Below are 16,076 nucleotides of genomic sequence, written 5' to 3' on the forward strand. Positions count from 1 at the left end.
GGGGATCAGGCGCCGATGGCGGCGAGTTCGGCCTCGATGGCCGCCTCCAGCCGCTGCCGGACCTGCGGGACGGCGATCTTCTGGATGATCTCGCCGAAGAAACCGCGGACCACCAGGCGGCGAGCGATATCCTCCGGGATACCGCGGGCGCGTAGATAGAACAGCTGCTCGTCGTCGAAACGTCCGGTGGCCGAGGCGTGGCCGGCACCGACGATCTCACCGGTCTCGATCTCCAGGTTCGGCACCGAATCGGCACGCGCGCCGTCGGTGAGCACCAGGTTGCGGTTGATCTCGAAGGTGTCGGTGCCTTCGGCTTCCGCGCGGATCAGCACATCGCCGACCCATACCGTGCGGGCATCGCCCTTGGGCGAGGCGGGGTCGCCCTGCAGCGCCCCCTTGTACAGCACATTGGACTTGCAGTGCGGGACCGCGTGGTCGACCAGCAGTCGCTGTTCGAAATGCTGACCCGCGTCGGCGAAGTAGAGACCGAGCAATTCGGCGTCACCGCCGGGACCGGCGTAGCGGACGGTACCGGTGAGCCGCACCAGATCACCGCCGAGGGTGACGGCGGTGTGCCGCAGCACGGCATCGCGCCCCACCGTGGCGTGGTGGGCGGTGGCGTGGACGGCGTCGTCGGCCCAGTCCTGAATGGCGACCACGGTCAACCGGGAGCTGTCACCGAGCACGAATTCCACGTTCTCGGCATAGGTCCCGCTGCCCTTCTGGTCGATGACGACGGTCGCCTCGGCGAAGGCGTCCAGCCGGATCTGGAGGTGGCCGAAGGCCGTCTTCCCCTCACCGGGCCCGGTGACGGTGACGATGAACGGTTCGGCGACCGCCACCTCTTTGCCGACCGATATCACGGTGGCCCGCTCGAAACCCGAGTACGCCTGCGCCGCGACCCGATCCGCCGGGATGCCACCGTCGCCGAGCCGGGGATCGTCCCGATCCACGGTCTCCACGATGACACCCTCGACCGGGGTGGTCTCGACGGTGATGAAACCGTCGGCGACGGCGGTGCCGTCGTGCAGGCCGCGCAATCGACGCAGCGGGGTGAACCGCCATACCTCGTCCTTGGCGGAGGGCACTTCGAAGGCGTTCACATCGAACGAGGTGAAGACCTCGCCCTTGTTGATCGCCGGGGTACGAGCCTCGGCGGCCTCGGCAACGTTCTCGACGGCCATCAGCCGACGGCTCCTTCCATCTGCAGTTCGATCAGGCGGTTGAGTTCGAGCGCGTACTCCATCGGCAGTTCCTTGGCGATGGGCTCGACGAAGCCGCGCACCACCATGGCCATGGCCTCGTCCTCGGTGAGCCCGCGGCTCATCAGGTAGAACAGCTGGTCCTCGGAGACCTTGGAGACGGTGGCCTCGTGCCCCATGGTCACGTCGTCCTCGCGGATATCGACATAGGGGTAGGTGTCGGAACGGCTGACGGTGTCCACCAGCAGCGCGTCGCATTTCACGGTCGACTTCGACCCGTGCGCGCCCTTGTTCACCTGCACCAGACCTCGGTAGGAGGCCCGGCCGCCGCCACGCGCCACCGACTTCGACACGATGGTCGAGGAGGTGTGCGGCGCCAGGTGCAGCATCTTCGCGCCGGTGTCCTGGTGCTGACCGGCCCCGGCGAACGCCACCGACAGCACCTCGCCGCGGGCGTGTTCGCCGGTCATCCACACGGCCGGGTACTTCATGGTGACCTTGGAGCCGATATTGCCGTCGATCCACTCCATGGTCGCGCCCGCTTCGGCCTTGGCCCGCTTGGTGACCAGGTTGTAGACGTTGTTCGACCAGTTCTGGATGGTGGTGTAGCGGCAGCGGCCGCCCTTCTTCACGATGATCTCCACCACCGCCGAGTGCAGCGAATCCGACTTGTAGATCGGTGCGGTGCAGCCCTCGACGTAGTGCACGTAGGCGCCCTCGTCGACAATGATCAGGGTGCGCTCGAACTGGCCCATGTTCTCGGTGTTGATCCGGAAGTAGGCCTGCAGCGGGATGTCGACGTGCACCCCTGGCGGCACGTAGATGAACGAGCCACCCGACCACACGGCGGTGTTCAGCGCGGAGAACTTGTTGTCACCGGCCGGGATCACACTGCCGAAATACTGCCGGAAGATCTCCGGGTGCTCGCGCAGACCGGTGTCGGTGTCGAGGAAGATCACACCCTGGGCCTCCAGATCCTCGCGGATCTGGTGGTACACCACCTCGGACTCGTACTGAGCGGCGACACCGGCCACCAGCCGCTGCTTCTCCGCCTCCGGGATGCCCAGCTTGTCGTAGGTGTTGCGGATGTCCTCGGGCAGATCGTCCCAGCTGGCGGCCTGCTTCTCGGTGGACCGCACGAAGTACTTGATGTTGTCGAAGTCGATATCGGTGAGATCGGAACCCCAGGTCGGCATCGGCTTGCGTTCGAAGATGCGCAGGGCCTTGAGACGGGCCTCGAGCATCCACTCCGGCTCGTTCTTCTTCGCCGAGATATCGCGGACGACCTCCTCCGACAGGCCGCGCTGCGCGGCGGCGCCGGCTTCGTCCGGGTCGGCCCAGCCGTAGCCGTAGTTGCCCAGGGAGGCGATGGTCTCTTCCTGGGTCAACGGCGTCGGCCGGGTGGTTGCGGATTCGCGGGCGTCCGCGGCGGTCGTCGTCATTCGGCACTCCTTCCGGAGTCGATCGTTGCTTCCGTTGCGGGCTGGGCAACGGCTGATGGGGAGGCTGTATTCGATTGGAATCCGGTTCCGGCGGGTGCCACCTCGAGCGGTAGCACCGTAAGCGGTACGTGGGTGGTGCAGGCGCAATCACCGTTGGCGATGGTGGCCAGGCGTTGCACATGGGTGCCGAGCAATTCGCGGAAGGCCTCGAGCTCCGCCTCGCACAGTTGCGGGAACTCTTCGGCCACATGCGCGATCGGACAGTGGTGCTGGCAGATCTGCACGCCTGCGCCCACCGGTCGGGTGCTGGCCGCGAAACCCGCGCCGGACAGCGCCGTGGCGATTTCCTCGGCCTTGGCCACCGTCTGTTCGGGGGTCACTGTAGCGGTGTCCGCGTTCGGCGGCCGGTACCGGTCCGCGCCCCGGGGGCGGTGCGCCGGGAGCGGTTCGATCCCGGCCACGGCGGTCCGCGCCCGTTTGCGGGCGAATTCGGTGACCGCCTGCTCACCACCGATTTCGCGGAGCTGCCTGATGGCCGCTCCGGCGAGCTCGTCGTAGGCGTGGCCGAGCATGCTCCGCCCCGCCGCGGTGAGCTGATACTGCTTGGCGGGGCGGCCCCGCCCCTTCTGCTGCCACGGCGCCGAGCGGCTCGCCCGGGCCTGGCCGGATTCGATGAGTGCGTCCAGGTGCCTGCGCACCCCGGCCGGCGCCAACCCCAGGGCGGCGCCGATGGCGGTGGCGGTGATCGGCCCCTCTTCGAGGAGCAGCCGGACGATCTGGGCCCGGGTGTGCCCCTCGCCACCGGTCGCGGGCACGGCAACGGACGCGGCACCGGCCCGATGACCGGTCCCTTCGTCTACGTTCGGCAAACCCACGGTTTTCACAACATCAGTGTGGCGGAATTACTTCCCGAAATCTAATAAGGCTGCCCTGACCTGCGGCGCCCCCACCCGACACCGTCGCACGAACTGCTGCGTCGCACCGCCTCTACCACCGGTTTCATCGAAAAACGCAGGGCGCACCGAACCGTGACCGACCGGAGTGAAACAAATCACCCCCACCACTGTTTCCCTCCTGCGCCGAGCTCATCCTGCTCCGAGGCCATCCTCCGGCCGGTCGGGCCTACTAGGCTGCCTGACCGTGGCAGTAGGGGAAGGCGCGCGGCCGGGACGGCCCGCGACGGTGCGCCGCACCGCGGTGCGGCTGGGTCGGCAGGCACAGACACTGGGACGACGCGTCCTCGGATTGGACGTGCCGGCCACCGAACACACGGTCGCGGTCCTGCACCGCGACGAGTCCGAGGTCCCCGGCCTCGACCATCGGGAGTTGACCCAGCTCAACCGCATCCGATTGATGGGTGCCACCGGCACCGTTCTCATGGCCATCAGCGCGCTCGGGATCGGCGCCCAACCGGTCCACCAGAACCCCACCTCCGGTATGCGGGTGCTGGGGATCTTCGCCCGCGCGCATACCGGATCGCTGGCCATGTGCATGGTCGGCACGGTGACCGTGGTGTTGGCCTGGTTGCTGCTCGGCCGGTTCGCGGTCGGCGGGATCGGTGGGGTTCCGGTGCATCGGCTGTCCCGGGTCCAGTTGGACCGCACCCTGCTGCTGTGGATCATCCCGCTCAGCGTGGCACCCCCTATGTTCAGCAACGACGTCTACTCGTACCTGGCGCAGAGCGAGATCGCCGCACGCGGTATCGATCCGTACAAGGAAGGTCCCGTAGCGGGTCTGGGCATAGACAATGTGCTCACCAACAACGTCCCCACCATCTGGCGTGACACCCCGGCCCCGTATGGGCCGCTGTTCCTGTGGGTGGGGCGCGGTATCGCCCATCTCACCGGCGAGAACATCGTGGTCGGGGTCTGGGTGCACCGCCTGCTGGCGCTGGCCGGGGTGGCATTGATCGTCTGGGCATTACCCCGACTGTCGGTGCGCTGCGGGGTGGCGCCGGTGAGCGCGCTGTGGCTGGGTGCGGCCAATCCCCTGGTGTTGTTCCACCTCGTCGGCGGGGTGCACAACGACGCCTTGATGCTCGGACTGATGCTGGCCGGTCTGGAGTTCTCACTGCGCGCCGTTCACGGTGCCGCCGACGCTGCCACGCCACCACCTCTGGACACCCGTGGCCTCCTACTGCTGATCGGCGGGGCCGTCACCATCAGCCTGTCCTCATCGATCAAGATCACCTCGATCATCGCCCTGGGATTCGTCGGCATGGCACTGGCCAAACGCTGGGGCAACGGCCTGCGCGCGCTGTGTTCGGCGGCCGTGCTCCTGGGCGCCGTCGCGGCCCTGACGACCTTGCTGGTGAGCACGGCGAGCGGACTCGGTTTCGGCTGGATACACACCCTCGGCACCGCCAATGCGGTGCGCAGCTGGATGTCGTTGCCGACCGCGCTCGGCATCATCACCGGTTTCGGCGGCGTACTGCTCGGACTCGGCGACCACACCACGGCACTGTTGAGCATCACCCGACCGATCGCCGCGGCGGTGGCCGCGGTCATCACGGCGCGTATGCTGGTCGCCACCTGGACCGGACGCCTGCATCCGGTGGGAGCGCTCGGCGTCTCACTGGGTGCCATCGTGCTGCTGTTCCCGGTGGTGCAGCCGTGGTATCTACTGTGGGCCATCGTGCCGCTGGCCGCCTGGGCCACCAGGCCGGCGTTCCGGGTGCCCGCGGTCGCGTTCTCCGCGGTGGTGAGCGTGATCCTCATGCCGCGCGGCGCCGATCTCGAGGTGTTCCAGATCGTCGGGGCGGCCATCGCCACCATCGTGGTCGCGGTGTTGTTCCTGGTGCTCACCCGAAACTCTCTGCCGTGGCGGGAGCAGCAGGGGGTGTCGGCTTCCTCACAACCGCCCACGGCCTACCGTGTCACATCGTGAGCGCAACCCGCGACCCCGCCGTACAGGTGGACTGCGTCGTCAAACGCTTCGGCGACACCACGGCGGTGGACGGCATCGAATTCACCGTCGAACCCGCGCAGGTATTCGCGCTGCTGGGCCCGAACGGCGCCGGTAAGACCACCACCGTCGAGATGTGCGAGGGCTTCGTCGCCCCCGACAGCGGCCGGGTGCGGGTGCTGGGACTGGATCCGATCGCGGATTCGGAACGGTTGCGTCCCCGGATCGGGGTGATGCTGCAGGGCGGTGGGGCGTATCCGGGCGCGCGGGCCGGGGAGATGCTGGAGTTGGTCGCCTCCTATTCGGCCGATCCATTGGATCCCGACTGGTTGTTGCGCACCCTCGGCCTCGCCGACAACCGTCGCACCCCCTACCGCCGCCTCTCCGGCGGCCAGCAACAGCGTCTGTCCCTGGCCTGCGCGCTGGTGGGGCGACCCGAGATCGTCTTCCTCGACGAACCCACCGCCGGGATGGACGCCCAGGCGCGGATCATGGTGTGGGAGCTGATCGACGCGCTGCGCCGGGATGGGGTGACCGTCCTGCTCACCACTCATCTGATGGACGAGGCCGAGGAGCTGGCCGACCAGTTGGTCATCATCGATCACGGCCGGATCGTGGCCTCCGGCACCCCCGCCGAGGTGACGGCGCACGGCGCGGCCGGTCAACTGCGGTTCTCGGCCCCGCCGCGCCTGGATCTGACGCTGTTGGAGCGAGCGTTGCCGGAGGGGTTCGCCCCACGCGAGGTGAGTCCCGGCTCCTACCTGGTGGAAGGTGAGATCAATCCGCAGGTGCTGGCCACCGTGACGGCATGGTGCGCGCGGGTGAACGTCCTGGCCACCGATATCCGGATCGATCAGCGGCGGCTGGAGGATGTGTTCCTGGAGTTGACCGGACGGGATCTGCGCACATGACGAAACCGGATATCACCGCCAATCGCTTCGCGCCGGGGACCTTCGCCCCCGCGCCCCGGCCCAACGGCCGCGCCGCGATGCTGTTTGCGCAGACCCGACTGGATCTGCTGCTGTTGCTGCGCAACGGGGAACAGCTGCTGCTGACCATGTTCATTCCGATCACCTTGCTGGTCGGGCTCAGTCTGCTGCCGTTCGGGGATATGGGCGACCATCGGGTGGACCGGATCGTGCCCGCGGTGATGATGGTGGCGGTCATGTCCACGGCCTTCACCGGGCAGGCCATTGCCGTCGGTTTCGACCGTCGATACGGGGCGTTGAAACGACTGGGCGCCACACCGCTGCCGCGCTGGGGGATCGTGGCGGGTAAAAGCGGGGCCGTGTTGCTGGTCGTGGTGCTGCAGGCGATGATCCTGGGCGCGATCGGGATGGCGCTGGGCTGGCGGCCGAGTCCGTTCGGGCTGGTGCTGGGGGCGCTGCTGATCGTGCTGGGCACGTCCACCTTCGCGGCCATGGGCCTGCTACTCGGCGGAACGCTCAAGGCCGAGGTCGTCCTGGCGCTGGCGAATATTCTCTGGTTCGTCATGCTGGGCGTGGCGAGTGTCGTCTTCGCCACCGAGGATCCACACGCGGCGGTGCAGACCGTGGTGCGACTGGTTCCCTCCGGTGCCCTCGCGGTGGCATTGGAGTACGCAATGGACGGCGGTGTCGACTGGTTCGGCGTGGTGGTGCTGGTGGTGTGGGGCGCGGGGGCGGGGCTGCTCGCAACCAGATTCTTCCGCTTCGACTGACCTCTCCGTCGGCAACGACGAGTTGTAGTAGTCCGGCTGCGGGCCGCATTCGGCCGCCGACTACCATCCAACCGTGCTCTATCGCGCATTTCTGCGACTTGTCGACCGACTGCCGATGCCCTCCCGCCGCGTCCAACTGTGGCTCGCGGCGGCGGTGGTGGCCTCCCAGGCCGGGATCGCCGTCACCGGTGCCATCGTGCGCGTCACCTCCTCCGGGCTCGGCTGCCCCACCTGGCCGCAGTGCTTCCCCGGCAGTTTCACCCCCGTCGGGGTGTCCGAAGTCGCCGTGGTGCACCAGGCCGTGGAGTTCGGCAACCGGATGCTGACGTTCGTGGTCACCCTGTGCGCGGCGCTGATCGTCCTGGCCGTCACCCGGGCGCGGCGGCGTCGCGAAGTCCTGGTGTACGCGTGGCTCATGCCGGGTGGCACCGTACTCCAGGCGGTGATCGGCGGTATCACCGTACTGTCCGGGCTACTGTGGTGGACGGTCGCCATCCATCTACTGGCCTCCATGCTCATGGTGTGGGTGTCCGCGGTGATGTATGCGAAGGTCGCCGCACCCGATGACGGGGTCGAAACGGTGCGCGCGCCCGCGCCGCTGCGATGGCTCACCGCGCTCGCCGGAGTCGCGCTGGCCGCGGTGTTGGTGGCGGGCACCCTGGTGACCGGAGCGGGACCGCACGCCGGGGACAAGAGCATCGACCGACCGGTACAACGCCTCGAGGTGGAGATCGTGCCGCTGGTGCACCTGCACAGCCAACTGCTGGTGGGTTATCTGGCGCTGCTGATCGGGCTGGCCTTCGGCCTGTATGCGGTCGGTATGACCGTACCCGTTCGCAAACGTCTGTTCGTGTTGCTCGGCCTGGTGGCCGCTCAGGCACTGGTCGGTGTGGTCCAGTACTTCACCGATGTGCCCGCCGTTCTGGTCGTCGTCCACGTGGGCGGAGCGGCGCTGTGCACCGCCGCTACCGCCACCCTGTGGGCCGCGCTGCGCACCCGGGAGACGGTACCGGTGACCACCGCCGAAGCCACCGCGTGGTGACCGGCCGAATCCTCGACGGTCCGGCCCGCCCGAGGACGACGGTCCGGACCGTCGCTCAGGCCGATTCCGGCCGCGTGCGGTAGCTTCGGGCCACCAGGGCCGAGGTCAGGTACCACAACCCCGACGGCACCGTCGGATCGAAACCGGTCAATACCCGCACCCGTTTGAGGCGGTAGTCGAGGGTGTTGGTGTGCATATGCATCAGTCGGGCCGTGCGCTGCCGATTGAAGTTGTTGGCAATATGCCGCCGGAGAGTTTCCAGTAGCTCCGGATGATCGTCGAGTGGGTCGAGAATCGCGCTGAGATGCTCGCGGGCCGGCCCGGGACGGGTGATCTGGAACTCCAGCGCCAGATCGGCGAAACGATGCAATCCTCCGCCGCCGACGAATTGCTGCACCGTGTCGAGGAGTTCGTGCGCCTGATCGGTCGCGTTCGGGATCTCGGCCGGGCCGGCGGCCACCACGGTGGCGGTGATCGGCACCCGGGCCGCCTCCGACAGCGCCGCCACCAATGCGTCGAGCGTGTCGTCGGGGAAGGCGTCGGCGGGCAGCAATAGGGTGCCGCCGTCCACGCTGAGCAGTGACAACACCCGGTCACCGCAGCGTCTGGCCAGTTCCGCCTGCACCCGGCGCAGTTTGCGGCGGGCCACGATGCGCCCGTCCACATCGGGGGCCGATTCGTCCGGATGCGGCGGTATGGCCAAGGCCAGCACCTGATAGGACTCGGCGATCTCGATCCCGCATTCCCGCGCCATGGTGGAGGTGCTGTGTCCGCCGAGCAGCGCCGAGGTGAGGGTATGGACGGCGGTGTGATGTTCACCGACCACCATGCGGTGTTCGCTCACATAGGACACCGCCACCGCGGAGGTGAGGGTGTCGAGGATCTCCAACAGACGCCGGGCGGTGGCGATCAGGGTGGCCGAATCCGCCGGGCTCGCATTCGACAGGATCCGGTCGAAGCCGAGTTTGAAGCCTTCGTGAATGGCGTGGTTGATGGTGTCGATCGGAATACCCTCACGCGCCCATTCGGCCGCCGCCTCACGTACCCGCTCGATCTTCTCCGGCAGTTCCCGACCGTCCAGATGACTGAGGACGATCTCGAGGCAGATACGCGTCACCGCGGTGACATCTTCCTGCAGGGCGTCTCCGGGCAGGGTGCCGCAGGGGGCGACATTCTCGACGAAATGACCGACCATCTGCTGGGACAGGCTCGAAACGTCCCGCAGATGGGTCGAAATGGGACGGCCGGACACCCTGAGTCCGGGACGAGTCTGACCTGTGACCGTCATATCGGCTCCTCCTGTTCCCTACTCCGGAGGGTTGATCTCGGAGCCACGTTATCGCGAACCTATTACTCGCCAGTAGGTTTTGTTGGAAACTGTACCCGCCACCGGTGACGCGCTCGGCGCGATATGAGAACACACAATATCCGCCGACTCCCGGCGGCACCGCGACACGGCGGTGGTATCACCACCGACGATCCCGGCCTACTTCTCGTTACGGGCGCGCGGGAATCGGGTCTGCCTGGCCACCCAACCCGCCATCTTGGCCCAGTGACCGGTCCGCGGGGTGGCCCGCGAGCTCAGATCCCGATCCCACTCCTCGGTGGCAGTGAGACCGTCGACGGAGTCGACCAGGGCCCGGGCCACATCGAGATCGGCGACCATCCGATCGCCGAGAACACCATCGTCTCCGACCAGCGTGACGCGCACCCCCTGCCGACCGACCGGCTGGAGCACGGCGGTCGCCGAGCCGCCGTGTTCGGCGACGAATCCTCGCACCGAGTCCACGACGGACTTCGGCGCGGCGACGGTGGGGGTAGCGGTATCTGTACTCATACCGGCGAGTTTACCGATGAGTAGGAACGCGTCGTCCATACCGTGCCCGGCGGTGCCCGGACCACGGGAACGGACGCGCTGTCGCGTCGCGACCGGCCTTACATCGGGCCGGTGTAGAACAGACCCATGCGCGCCATCCAAGTATCCGAACACGGCGGTCCCGAGGTCCTGGAATACACCGAGCTTCCCGACCCACGGATCGGACCGGCACAACTCCTGGTCGAGACCGAGGCCATCGGCGTCAACTACATCGATACGTATTTCCGCACCGGCGCCTACTCGCGTCCACTCCCCTATATCGCCGGCCAGGAGGGCACCGGGGTGGTCGTCGAGGTCGGCGACGAGGTCGGCGAGTTCGCGGTGGGTGATCGAGTGGCCTGGGCGAACGCCCCGGGCAGCTATGCGTCCCGGGTCGCGGTGGACGAGGCCGTGGCGGTGGCGGTGCCCGAGGGCGAGGAACGAATCGACGCGCCTGTCGCGGCCTCCGCCCTGCTCCAGGGGATGACCGCGCACTACCTCCTCGAATCGGTGTACAAACCCGAGCCCGGCGAGACGATATTGGTCCATGCGGGCGCCGGTGGCGTGGGACTGCTGCTCACCCAGTGGGCGGCCGCGCGCGGGGTCCGGGTGATCACCACCGTGTCCACAGACGAGAAGGAGACCCTGTCGCGGAGCGCGGGCGCTTGGGAGGTGTTGCGCTACGGCGACGATCTGGCCGACCGGGTCCGCGCGCTCACCGACGGGGAGGGTGTGGCCGCCGCCTATGACGGGGTGGGCGCCCCGACCTTCGACCACAGTCTCGCCTCGCTGCGGGTGCGGGGCATGCTGGCGCTGTTCGGCGCGGCGGGCGGTCCGGTTCCGCCGGTGGATCTGCAACGACTGAACGCGGCCGGTTCGGTTTTCGTCACCCGCCCCACCCTTGTGCACTACACGCGAACGCGTGATGAGCTGAAGTGGCGGGCCGGCGATATTCTGGCCGCCATCGCCGATGGATCGCTGACCGTCCGCATCGGCGCGACCTATCCCCTGGCCGAGGCGGAACGAGCCCACCGCGATCTCGAGGGCCGTCGGACCACTGGATCCATCGTCCTGCTGCCCTGACGAAGCGGAGCCGTCGGGTCGCTCGGGTCGGGCGACCCGAACCGGCGGACATCTGCCGGACGAGGGAATCAGCCGAACAGAACCTCACCGATGGTGGTCCACCCCAGTACCGAGTCCACGGCCAGACCGCAGAACACCACCGCCAGGTAATTGTTGGACTGTAGAAACAGCCGCAACGGCTTCACCGATTCACCGCGCCGCACCCCGGCGTAGAGCTGATGCGCCATCAACAGGAACCAGACGCCCGCCACCAACGCCACGGCCGCGTAGATCACCCCGGCAGCGGGCACCAGGGCCAGGGTGGTCAGCACGGTGAGCCAGGTGTAGACGACGATCTGCCTGGTCACCGTCTGTTCGGTGGCCACCACCGGCAGCATCGGCACCCCGGCCGCACGGTAGTCCTCCTTGTAACGCATGGCCAAGGCCCAGGTGTGCGGTGGGGTCCAGAAGAAGATCACCCCGAACAGCGCCAGCGCGGGCCACCCGACGGTCCCGGTGACCGCGGCCCAGCCGACCAGGGCCGGCATACATCCCGCAGCCCCACCCCACACCACATTCTGCGCGGTGCGGCGTTTGAGCCCCAGGGTGTAGACGAAGACGTAGAACAGGATGGTGGCCACCACCAACGCCCCGCTCAGCAGATTCGCCTGCCACCACAGCCAGGCGAACGACGCCACCCCGAGCAGCACCCCGAACACGAAGGCGTGCGAGGTGGGTACGGCCTCACGCGCCAGCGGGCGTTTGGCGGTACGCCGCATCACCTTGTCGATATCGGCGTCGGCGACACAATTGAGGGTGTTGGCGCTGGCCGCGCCCATCCAACCGCCGAAAAGGGTGGCCAGTACGAGTCGGATATCGACATGACCCCGGTCGGCCAACAGCATGGTCGGGATGGTTGCCACCAACAGCAGTTCGATCACCCGCGGTTTGGTGAGCGCGATATAAGCCGATGCGCGCCGTAGGGATCGGGCCGCTATCCCGCCGCCGGTGATCCGGTCTCCGAGTGCCGGCGCGGAATCGTGGGCGCTGCCGACTCCCGGTTGTTGACCGATCCGCACTGTTTCTCCTCGCACGCTGTCGAACGGGCGCAGCCGGATGCCGATCCACCCACAGCCGCGCCGGGCCGGAGCCGGAGGCAGCTGCGCACCACGTCCGGCTGGGAACGAGCAGCGCGCGGCTGCGGCGCGGCCACTACTACAGACGATGGTAGACCCCCGCCGGCCACGGTCCGTCCCGCGCCCCTCGTGTTCCGGATTACTCCACTTCCCCTGATCCGCCGAGCCGGGCCGGCGCACGGCGTTTCCGTCATATCGGCCGGCCGGGCCGGCGACCTCGTGATCCGAGCGAGCGAAAACAGGACGAACCGGACGAACCATCGGCCGGCGCGGCACCCCGCGCGCACCTTCCCGCGCACCCGGGCCGCGCACGGGTCCGTCGCCGGATCGATAGCGGGGCGTGTCCTCTAGGGTATGGGGTACGCGGCACCGTCGCGGTGGTCGCCGCGCCATTCACCGCCCTGCCCACCACAGTCGACGCACTCAATGTCAGGAGAATCCCCGTCGTGTCAGTGACAGACGACATCCGCGCCCTCACTCAGCCGAACCACCCGGACGACTGGACGGAGCTGGATACCAAGGCGGTCGACACGGCCCGGGTGCTCGCCGCCGACGCGGTACAGAAAGCGGGTAACGGCCACCCGGGCACGGCCATGAGCCTGGCCCCGCTGGCCTACACCCTGTTCCAGCGCACCATGCGACACGACCCCGCCGACCCGGAATGGGTGGGGCGCGACCGATTCGTGCTCTCCTGCGGACATTCCAGCCTCACCCTCTACATCCAGCTCTACCTGGCCGGTTTCGGTCTCGAACTGGACGATCTGAAGAACCTGCGCCAGTGGGGCTCGCTCACCCCGGGGCACCCGGAGTACCGGCACACCAAGGGTGTGGAGATCACCACCGGTCCGCTGGGTCAGGGCCTGGCCTCCGCGGTCGGTATGGCCATGGCCGCCCGACGGGAACGCGGCCTGTTCGACCCGGACGCCGCGCCGGGCACCAGCCCCTTCGACCACCACATCTATGTGGTCGCCTCCGACGGCGACATGGAGGAGGGCGTCACCTCCGAGGCGTCCTCGATCGCGGGCACCCAGCGGCTGGGCAACCTGGTGGTGATCTACGACGACAACAAGATCTCCATCGAGGACGACACCACCATCGCCTTCACCGAGGACGTGGCCGCCCGTTATCGGGCCTACGGCTGGCACGTGCAGGTCGTGGAGGGCGGTGAGGACATCGTCGCGATCGAGGCGGCGCTGGCCGCGGCCAAGGCCGAAACCGAGAAACCGTCGCTGATCCTGCTGCGCACCGTGATCGGCTACCCGGCGCCGAACAAGATGAACACCGGTGCCGCGCACGGCGCCGCGCTCGGCGACGACGAGGTGGCGGCCGTCAAACGAGCGCTGGGCTTCGACCCCGAACAGACCTTCCAGGTCGACGACGACGTCATCGCGCACACCCGCAAGGCGGTCGAACGCGGTGCCCGGACCCACGCGGCCTGGAGCATCGAATTCGAGGCGTGGGCGCAGCGCGCCCCGGAGGCCAAAGCTCTGTTCGACCGGCTCTACACCGGCCGATTGCCGGAGGGCTGGACCGACGGACTGCCCACCTGGGAGCCGGACCCCAAGGGCCTGGCCACCCGTAAGGCGTCGGCGAAAGTGCTCTCCGCGCTCGGCCCGACCCTGCCCGAACTGTGGGGCGGTTCGGCCGACCTCGCCGAATCCAACAACACCACCATCCCGGAATCGGCGAGCTTCGGTCCGGAGGAGATCTCCACCGGTATGTGGAAGGCCCACCCATACGGGCGCACCCTGCACTTCGGTGTGCGCGAGCACGCCATGGGCGCGATCCTCAACGGCATCGTGCTGCACGGCCCCACCCGTCCCTACGGCGGCACCTTCCTGGTGTTCAGCGACTACATGCGCCCCGCGGTCCGTCTGGCGGCACTCATGCGGGTGCCCGTCACCTATGTCTGGACCCACGATTCGATCGGCCTCGGCGAGGATGGCCCCACCCACCAGCCGATCGAACATCTGGCGGCCCTGCGCGCCATTCCCAACCTGAGCGTGGTCCGGCCGGGCGACGCCAACGAGACCTCCCACGCCTGGCGCGCCGTGATCGAGAAGCACAGCGGCACCCACAATTCGCCGTATGTCTCCGCCGAGGCGGTGGGCACCGGTGGCCCGGCGGCGCTGGCGCTGACCCGGCAGAACCTGCCGGTGCTGGAGGGCACGGCCGACGCCTACGAAGGTGTGTCCCGGGGTGGATACATCCTGGCCGAGGCGTCCACCGGTATCCCGCAGGTCATCCTGATCGGGACCGGTTCGGAGTTGCAGATCGCCGTGGCCGCCCGCACTACGCTGGAGGCACAGGGTATCGGTACCCGAGTGGTCTCGATGCCGTGTGTGGAGTGGTTCGACGCGCAGGACAAGGCCTACCGCGACGAGGTGCTGCCGCCTGCGGTCGCCGCGCGGGTGGTCGTCGAGGCCGGTATCGCCATGCCGTGGCATCGGTTCACCGGCGACGCGGGCGAGATCGTGTCCATCGAGCACTTCGGTGCCTCGGCCGACTACCAGACCCTGTTCCGCGAGTTCGGTTTCACCGAGGAAGCGGTGGTGGCCGCCGCGCAGCGCACGCTCGACAACGTGAAGGGGTAACGGAACATGACACAGAACGCGAACATCGCCGCCCTGGCGGCGGCAGGTGTATCGGTGTGGTTGGACGATCTGTCCCGGGACCGGATCGAATCCGGTCAACTGGCCGAGCTGATCGCCACTCGCGGCGTCGTGGGGGTCACCACCAATCCGACGATCTTCCAGGGCGCGCTCAGCAAAGGACACGCCTACGACGAACAGGTGCGGGCGCTGGCCGCGCAGGGCAGCGACGCCGAGGCCGCGGTCCGCACCATCACCACCGATGACGTCCGCGCGGCCTGCGATGTGCTGGCCGAGGTGTTCGACCGCACCGGCGGCGTGGACGGGCGGGTCTCCATCGAGGTCGATCCCCGACTGGCGTTCGATACCGAGGCCACTGTGGCCCAAGCGATCGAACTGTGGAAGATCGTCGACCGACCCAACCTGTTCATCAAGATCCCGGCCACCGAGGCGGGTCTGCCCGCGATCGGCTCGGTGATCGAACAGGGCATCAGCGTCAATGTCACGCTGATCTTCTCGGTGCAGCGCTACCGCGCCGTCATGGGCGCCTACCTGGACGGGCTGCGCAAGGCCAAGATCGCCGGCCACGATCTGGCCCGGATCCACTCCGTGGCGTCGTTCTTCGTGTCCCGGGTGGACACCGAGGTCGACAAGCGACTGGAGGCCATCGGCACCCCGGAGGCGCTGGCCCTGCGGGGTAAGGCCGCGCTCGCCAACGCCCGCCTGGCCTACGCCGAATACCAGGATGTCTTCGACGGCGGGGCCCACACCTCGACCTACCGGCATCTGGCCGCGGCCGGCGCCAATCGGCAGCGGCCGCTGTGGGCATCGACCGGGGTGAAGAACCCGGACTACCCGGACACCCTGTACGTCACCGAACTCGTGGCCCCGAACACGGTGAACACACTGCCGGAGAAAACCCTGGAGGCCGTCGCCGACCACGGCGAGGTGCGCGGTGACACCGTCTCCGGGACCGCAGAGGAGGCGCGTCGGGTATTCGACGAGCTGACGGAGGTCGGTATCGACCTCGACGATGTCTTCGCGGTGCTCGAGCGCGAGGGCGTGGAGAAGTTCGAGAAGTCGTGGGAGGAACTGCTGTCCGCCACGGCCGCCGAACTGCGTGGCGGAGGGGGTAACTGAGCC

General features: G+C 68.1%; 13 protein-coding genes. 7 read left to right on the forward strand and 6 right to left on the reverse strand.

All coding sequences use genetic code 11. The features are described 5' to 3' along the window. Positions 1 to 5: 5 nt before the first annotated feature. The 3 genes from sufD to ON32_RS12525 are packed head-to-tail and all read right to left on the reverse strand — an operon-like array spanning position 6 to position 3,519. Positions 6 to 1,184: a Fe-S cluster assembly protein SufD gene (sufD, locus tag ON32_RS12515; protein ID WP_040791020.1), complete on the reverse strand. Its 1,179-nt coding sequence runs from the start codon at positions 1,182 to 1,184 to the stop codon at positions 6 to 8. Beyond that, positions 1,184 to 2,644, reverse strand: a complete 1,461-nt coding sequence (gene sufB / locus ON32_RS12520) for a Fe-S cluster assembly protein SufB (RefSeq protein ID WP_040791021.1) — start codon at positions 2,642 to 2,644, stop codon at positions 1,184 to 1,186. The genes sufD and sufB overlap by 1 nt, the downstream gene beginning before the upstream one ends. Then, complete coding sequence (locus tag ON32_RS12525; RefSeq protein WP_373284302.1) at positions 2,641 to 3,519, reverse strand: helix-turn-helix transcriptional regulator; 879 nt, start codon at positions 3,517 to 3,519, stop codon at positions 2,641 to 2,643. Before ON32_RS12525 ends, sufB begins: the two co-directional genes overlap by 4 nt. Before the next feature lie 265 nt (positions 3,520 to 3,784). Here ON32_RS12525 and mptB point away from each other — a divergent pair, with 265 nt between their 5' ends. The 4 genes from mptB (at position 3,785) to ON32_RS12545 (ending at position 8,289) form a co-directional block, all read left to right on the forward strand. Then, positions 3,785 to 5,530 (forward strand): polyprenol phosphomannose-dependent alpha 1,6 mannosyltransferase MptB, encoded by a 1,746-nt coding sequence (gene mptB, locus ON32_RS12530; RefSeq protein WP_373284297.1) that lies wholly within the window; start codon positions 3,785 to 3,787, stop codon positions 5,528 to 5,530. Beyond that, positions 5,527 to 6,459 (forward strand): ABC transporter ATP-binding protein, encoded by a 933-nt coding sequence (locus ON32_RS12535; protein ID WP_040791023.1) that lies wholly within the window; start codon positions 5,527 to 5,529, stop codon positions 6,457 to 6,459. The genes mptB and ON32_RS12535 overlap by 4 nt, the downstream gene beginning before the upstream one ends. Next, the gene (locus tag ON32_RS12540) at positions 6,456 to 7,247 is read left to right on the forward strand and encodes an ABC transporter permease (RefSeq protein WP_040791024.1); all 792 of its coding nucleotides are present in this window, start codon (positions 6,456 to 6,458) and stop codon (positions 7,245 to 7,247) included. The genes ON32_RS12535 and ON32_RS12540 overlap by 4 nt, the downstream gene beginning before the upstream one ends. A gap of 73 nt (positions 7,248 to 7,320) precedes the next feature. Continuing rightward, a complete protein-coding gene (locus ON32_RS12545; protein WP_040791025.1) occupies positions 7,321 to 8,289 on the forward strand; it encodes a COX15/CtaA family protein in 969 nt (322 codons plus the stop codon). Between the two features lie 55 nt (positions 8,290 to 8,344). Here ON32_RS12545 and ON32_RS12550 read toward each other — a convergent pair whose 3' ends face one another. Beyond that, the gene (locus tag ON32_RS12550; protein WP_040791026.1) at positions 8,345 to 9,577 is read right to left on the reverse strand and encodes a PucR family transcriptional regulator; all 1,233 of its coding nucleotides are present in this window, start codon (positions 9,575 to 9,577) and stop codon (positions 8,345 to 8,347) included. A gap of 198 nt (positions 9,578 to 9,775) precedes the next feature. Further along, positions 9,776 to 10,126, reverse strand: coding sequence for a hypothetical protein (locus ON32_RS12555; RefSeq protein WP_040791264.1), 351 nt, complete (start codon positions 10,124 to 10,126; stop codon positions 9,776 to 9,778). Positions 10,127 to 10,252: 126 nt separating this feature from the next. On the opposite strand from ON32_RS12555, the gene ON32_RS12560 reads away from it, so the two are divergent. After that, a complete protein-coding gene (locus ON32_RS12560; RefSeq protein ID WP_040791027.1) occupies positions 10,253 to 11,227 on the forward strand; it encodes a quinone oxidoreductase family protein in 975 nt (324 codons plus the stop codon). A gap of 68 nt (positions 11,228 to 11,295) precedes the next feature. Here ON32_RS12560 and ON32_RS12565 read toward each other — a convergent pair whose 3' ends face one another. Then, entirely contained in the window at positions 11,296 to 12,219 is a 924-nt protein-coding gene (locus ON32_RS12565) for a heme o synthase (RefSeq protein ID WP_245551021.1), read from the reverse strand. 569 nt (positions 12,220 to 12,788) lie between these two features. On the opposite strand from ON32_RS12565, the gene tkt reads away from it, so the two are divergent. Continuing rightward, complete coding sequence (tkt, locus tag ON32_RS12570) at positions 12,789 to 14,936, forward strand: transketolase (protein ID WP_040791265.1); 2,148 nt, start codon at positions 12,789 to 12,791, stop codon at positions 14,934 to 14,936. Between the two features lie 6 nt (positions 14,937 to 14,942). After that, positions 14,943 to 16,073, forward strand: coding sequence for a transaldolase (tal, locus tag ON32_RS12575; protein WP_040791029.1), 1,131 nt, complete (start codon positions 14,943 to 14,945; stop codon positions 16,071 to 16,073). Positions 16,074 to 16,076: the final 3 nt, after the last annotated feature.

This window comes from Nocardia paucivorans NBRC 100373 (assembly GCF_000308675.1).
Lineage (GTDB): Bacteria > Actinomycetota > Actinomycetes > Mycobacteriales > Mycobacteriaceae > Nocardia > Nocardia paucivorans.

Coding starts and splice junctions, on each gene's coding strand:
- sufD (WP_040791020.1), bottom strand. CDS start 1,184: ATGGCCGTCGAGAACGTTGCCGAGGCCGCCGAGGCTCGTACCCCGGCG.
- sufB (WP_040791021.1), bottom strand. CDS start 2,644: ATGACGACGACCGCCGCGGACGCCCGCGAATCCGCAACCACCCGGCCG.
- ON32_RS12540 (WP_040791024.1), top strand. CDS start 6,456: ATGACGAAACCGGATATCACCGCCAATCGCTTCGCGCCGGGGACCTTC.
- ON32_RS12550 (WP_040791026.1), bottom strand. CDS start 9,577: ATGACGGTCACAGGTCAGACTCGTCCCGGACTCAGGGTGTCCGGCCGT.
- ON32_RS12555 (WP_040791264.1), bottom strand. CDS start 10,126: ATGAGTACAGATACCGCTACCCCCACCGTCGCCGCGCCGAAGTCCGTC.
- ON32_RS12560 (WP_040791027.1), top strand. CDS start 10,253: ATGCGCGCCATCCAAGTATCCGAACACGGCGGTCCCGAGGTCCTGGAA.
- tal (WP_040791029.1), top strand. CDS start 14,943: ATGACACAGAACGCGAACATCGCCGCCCTGGCGGCGGCAGGTGTATCG.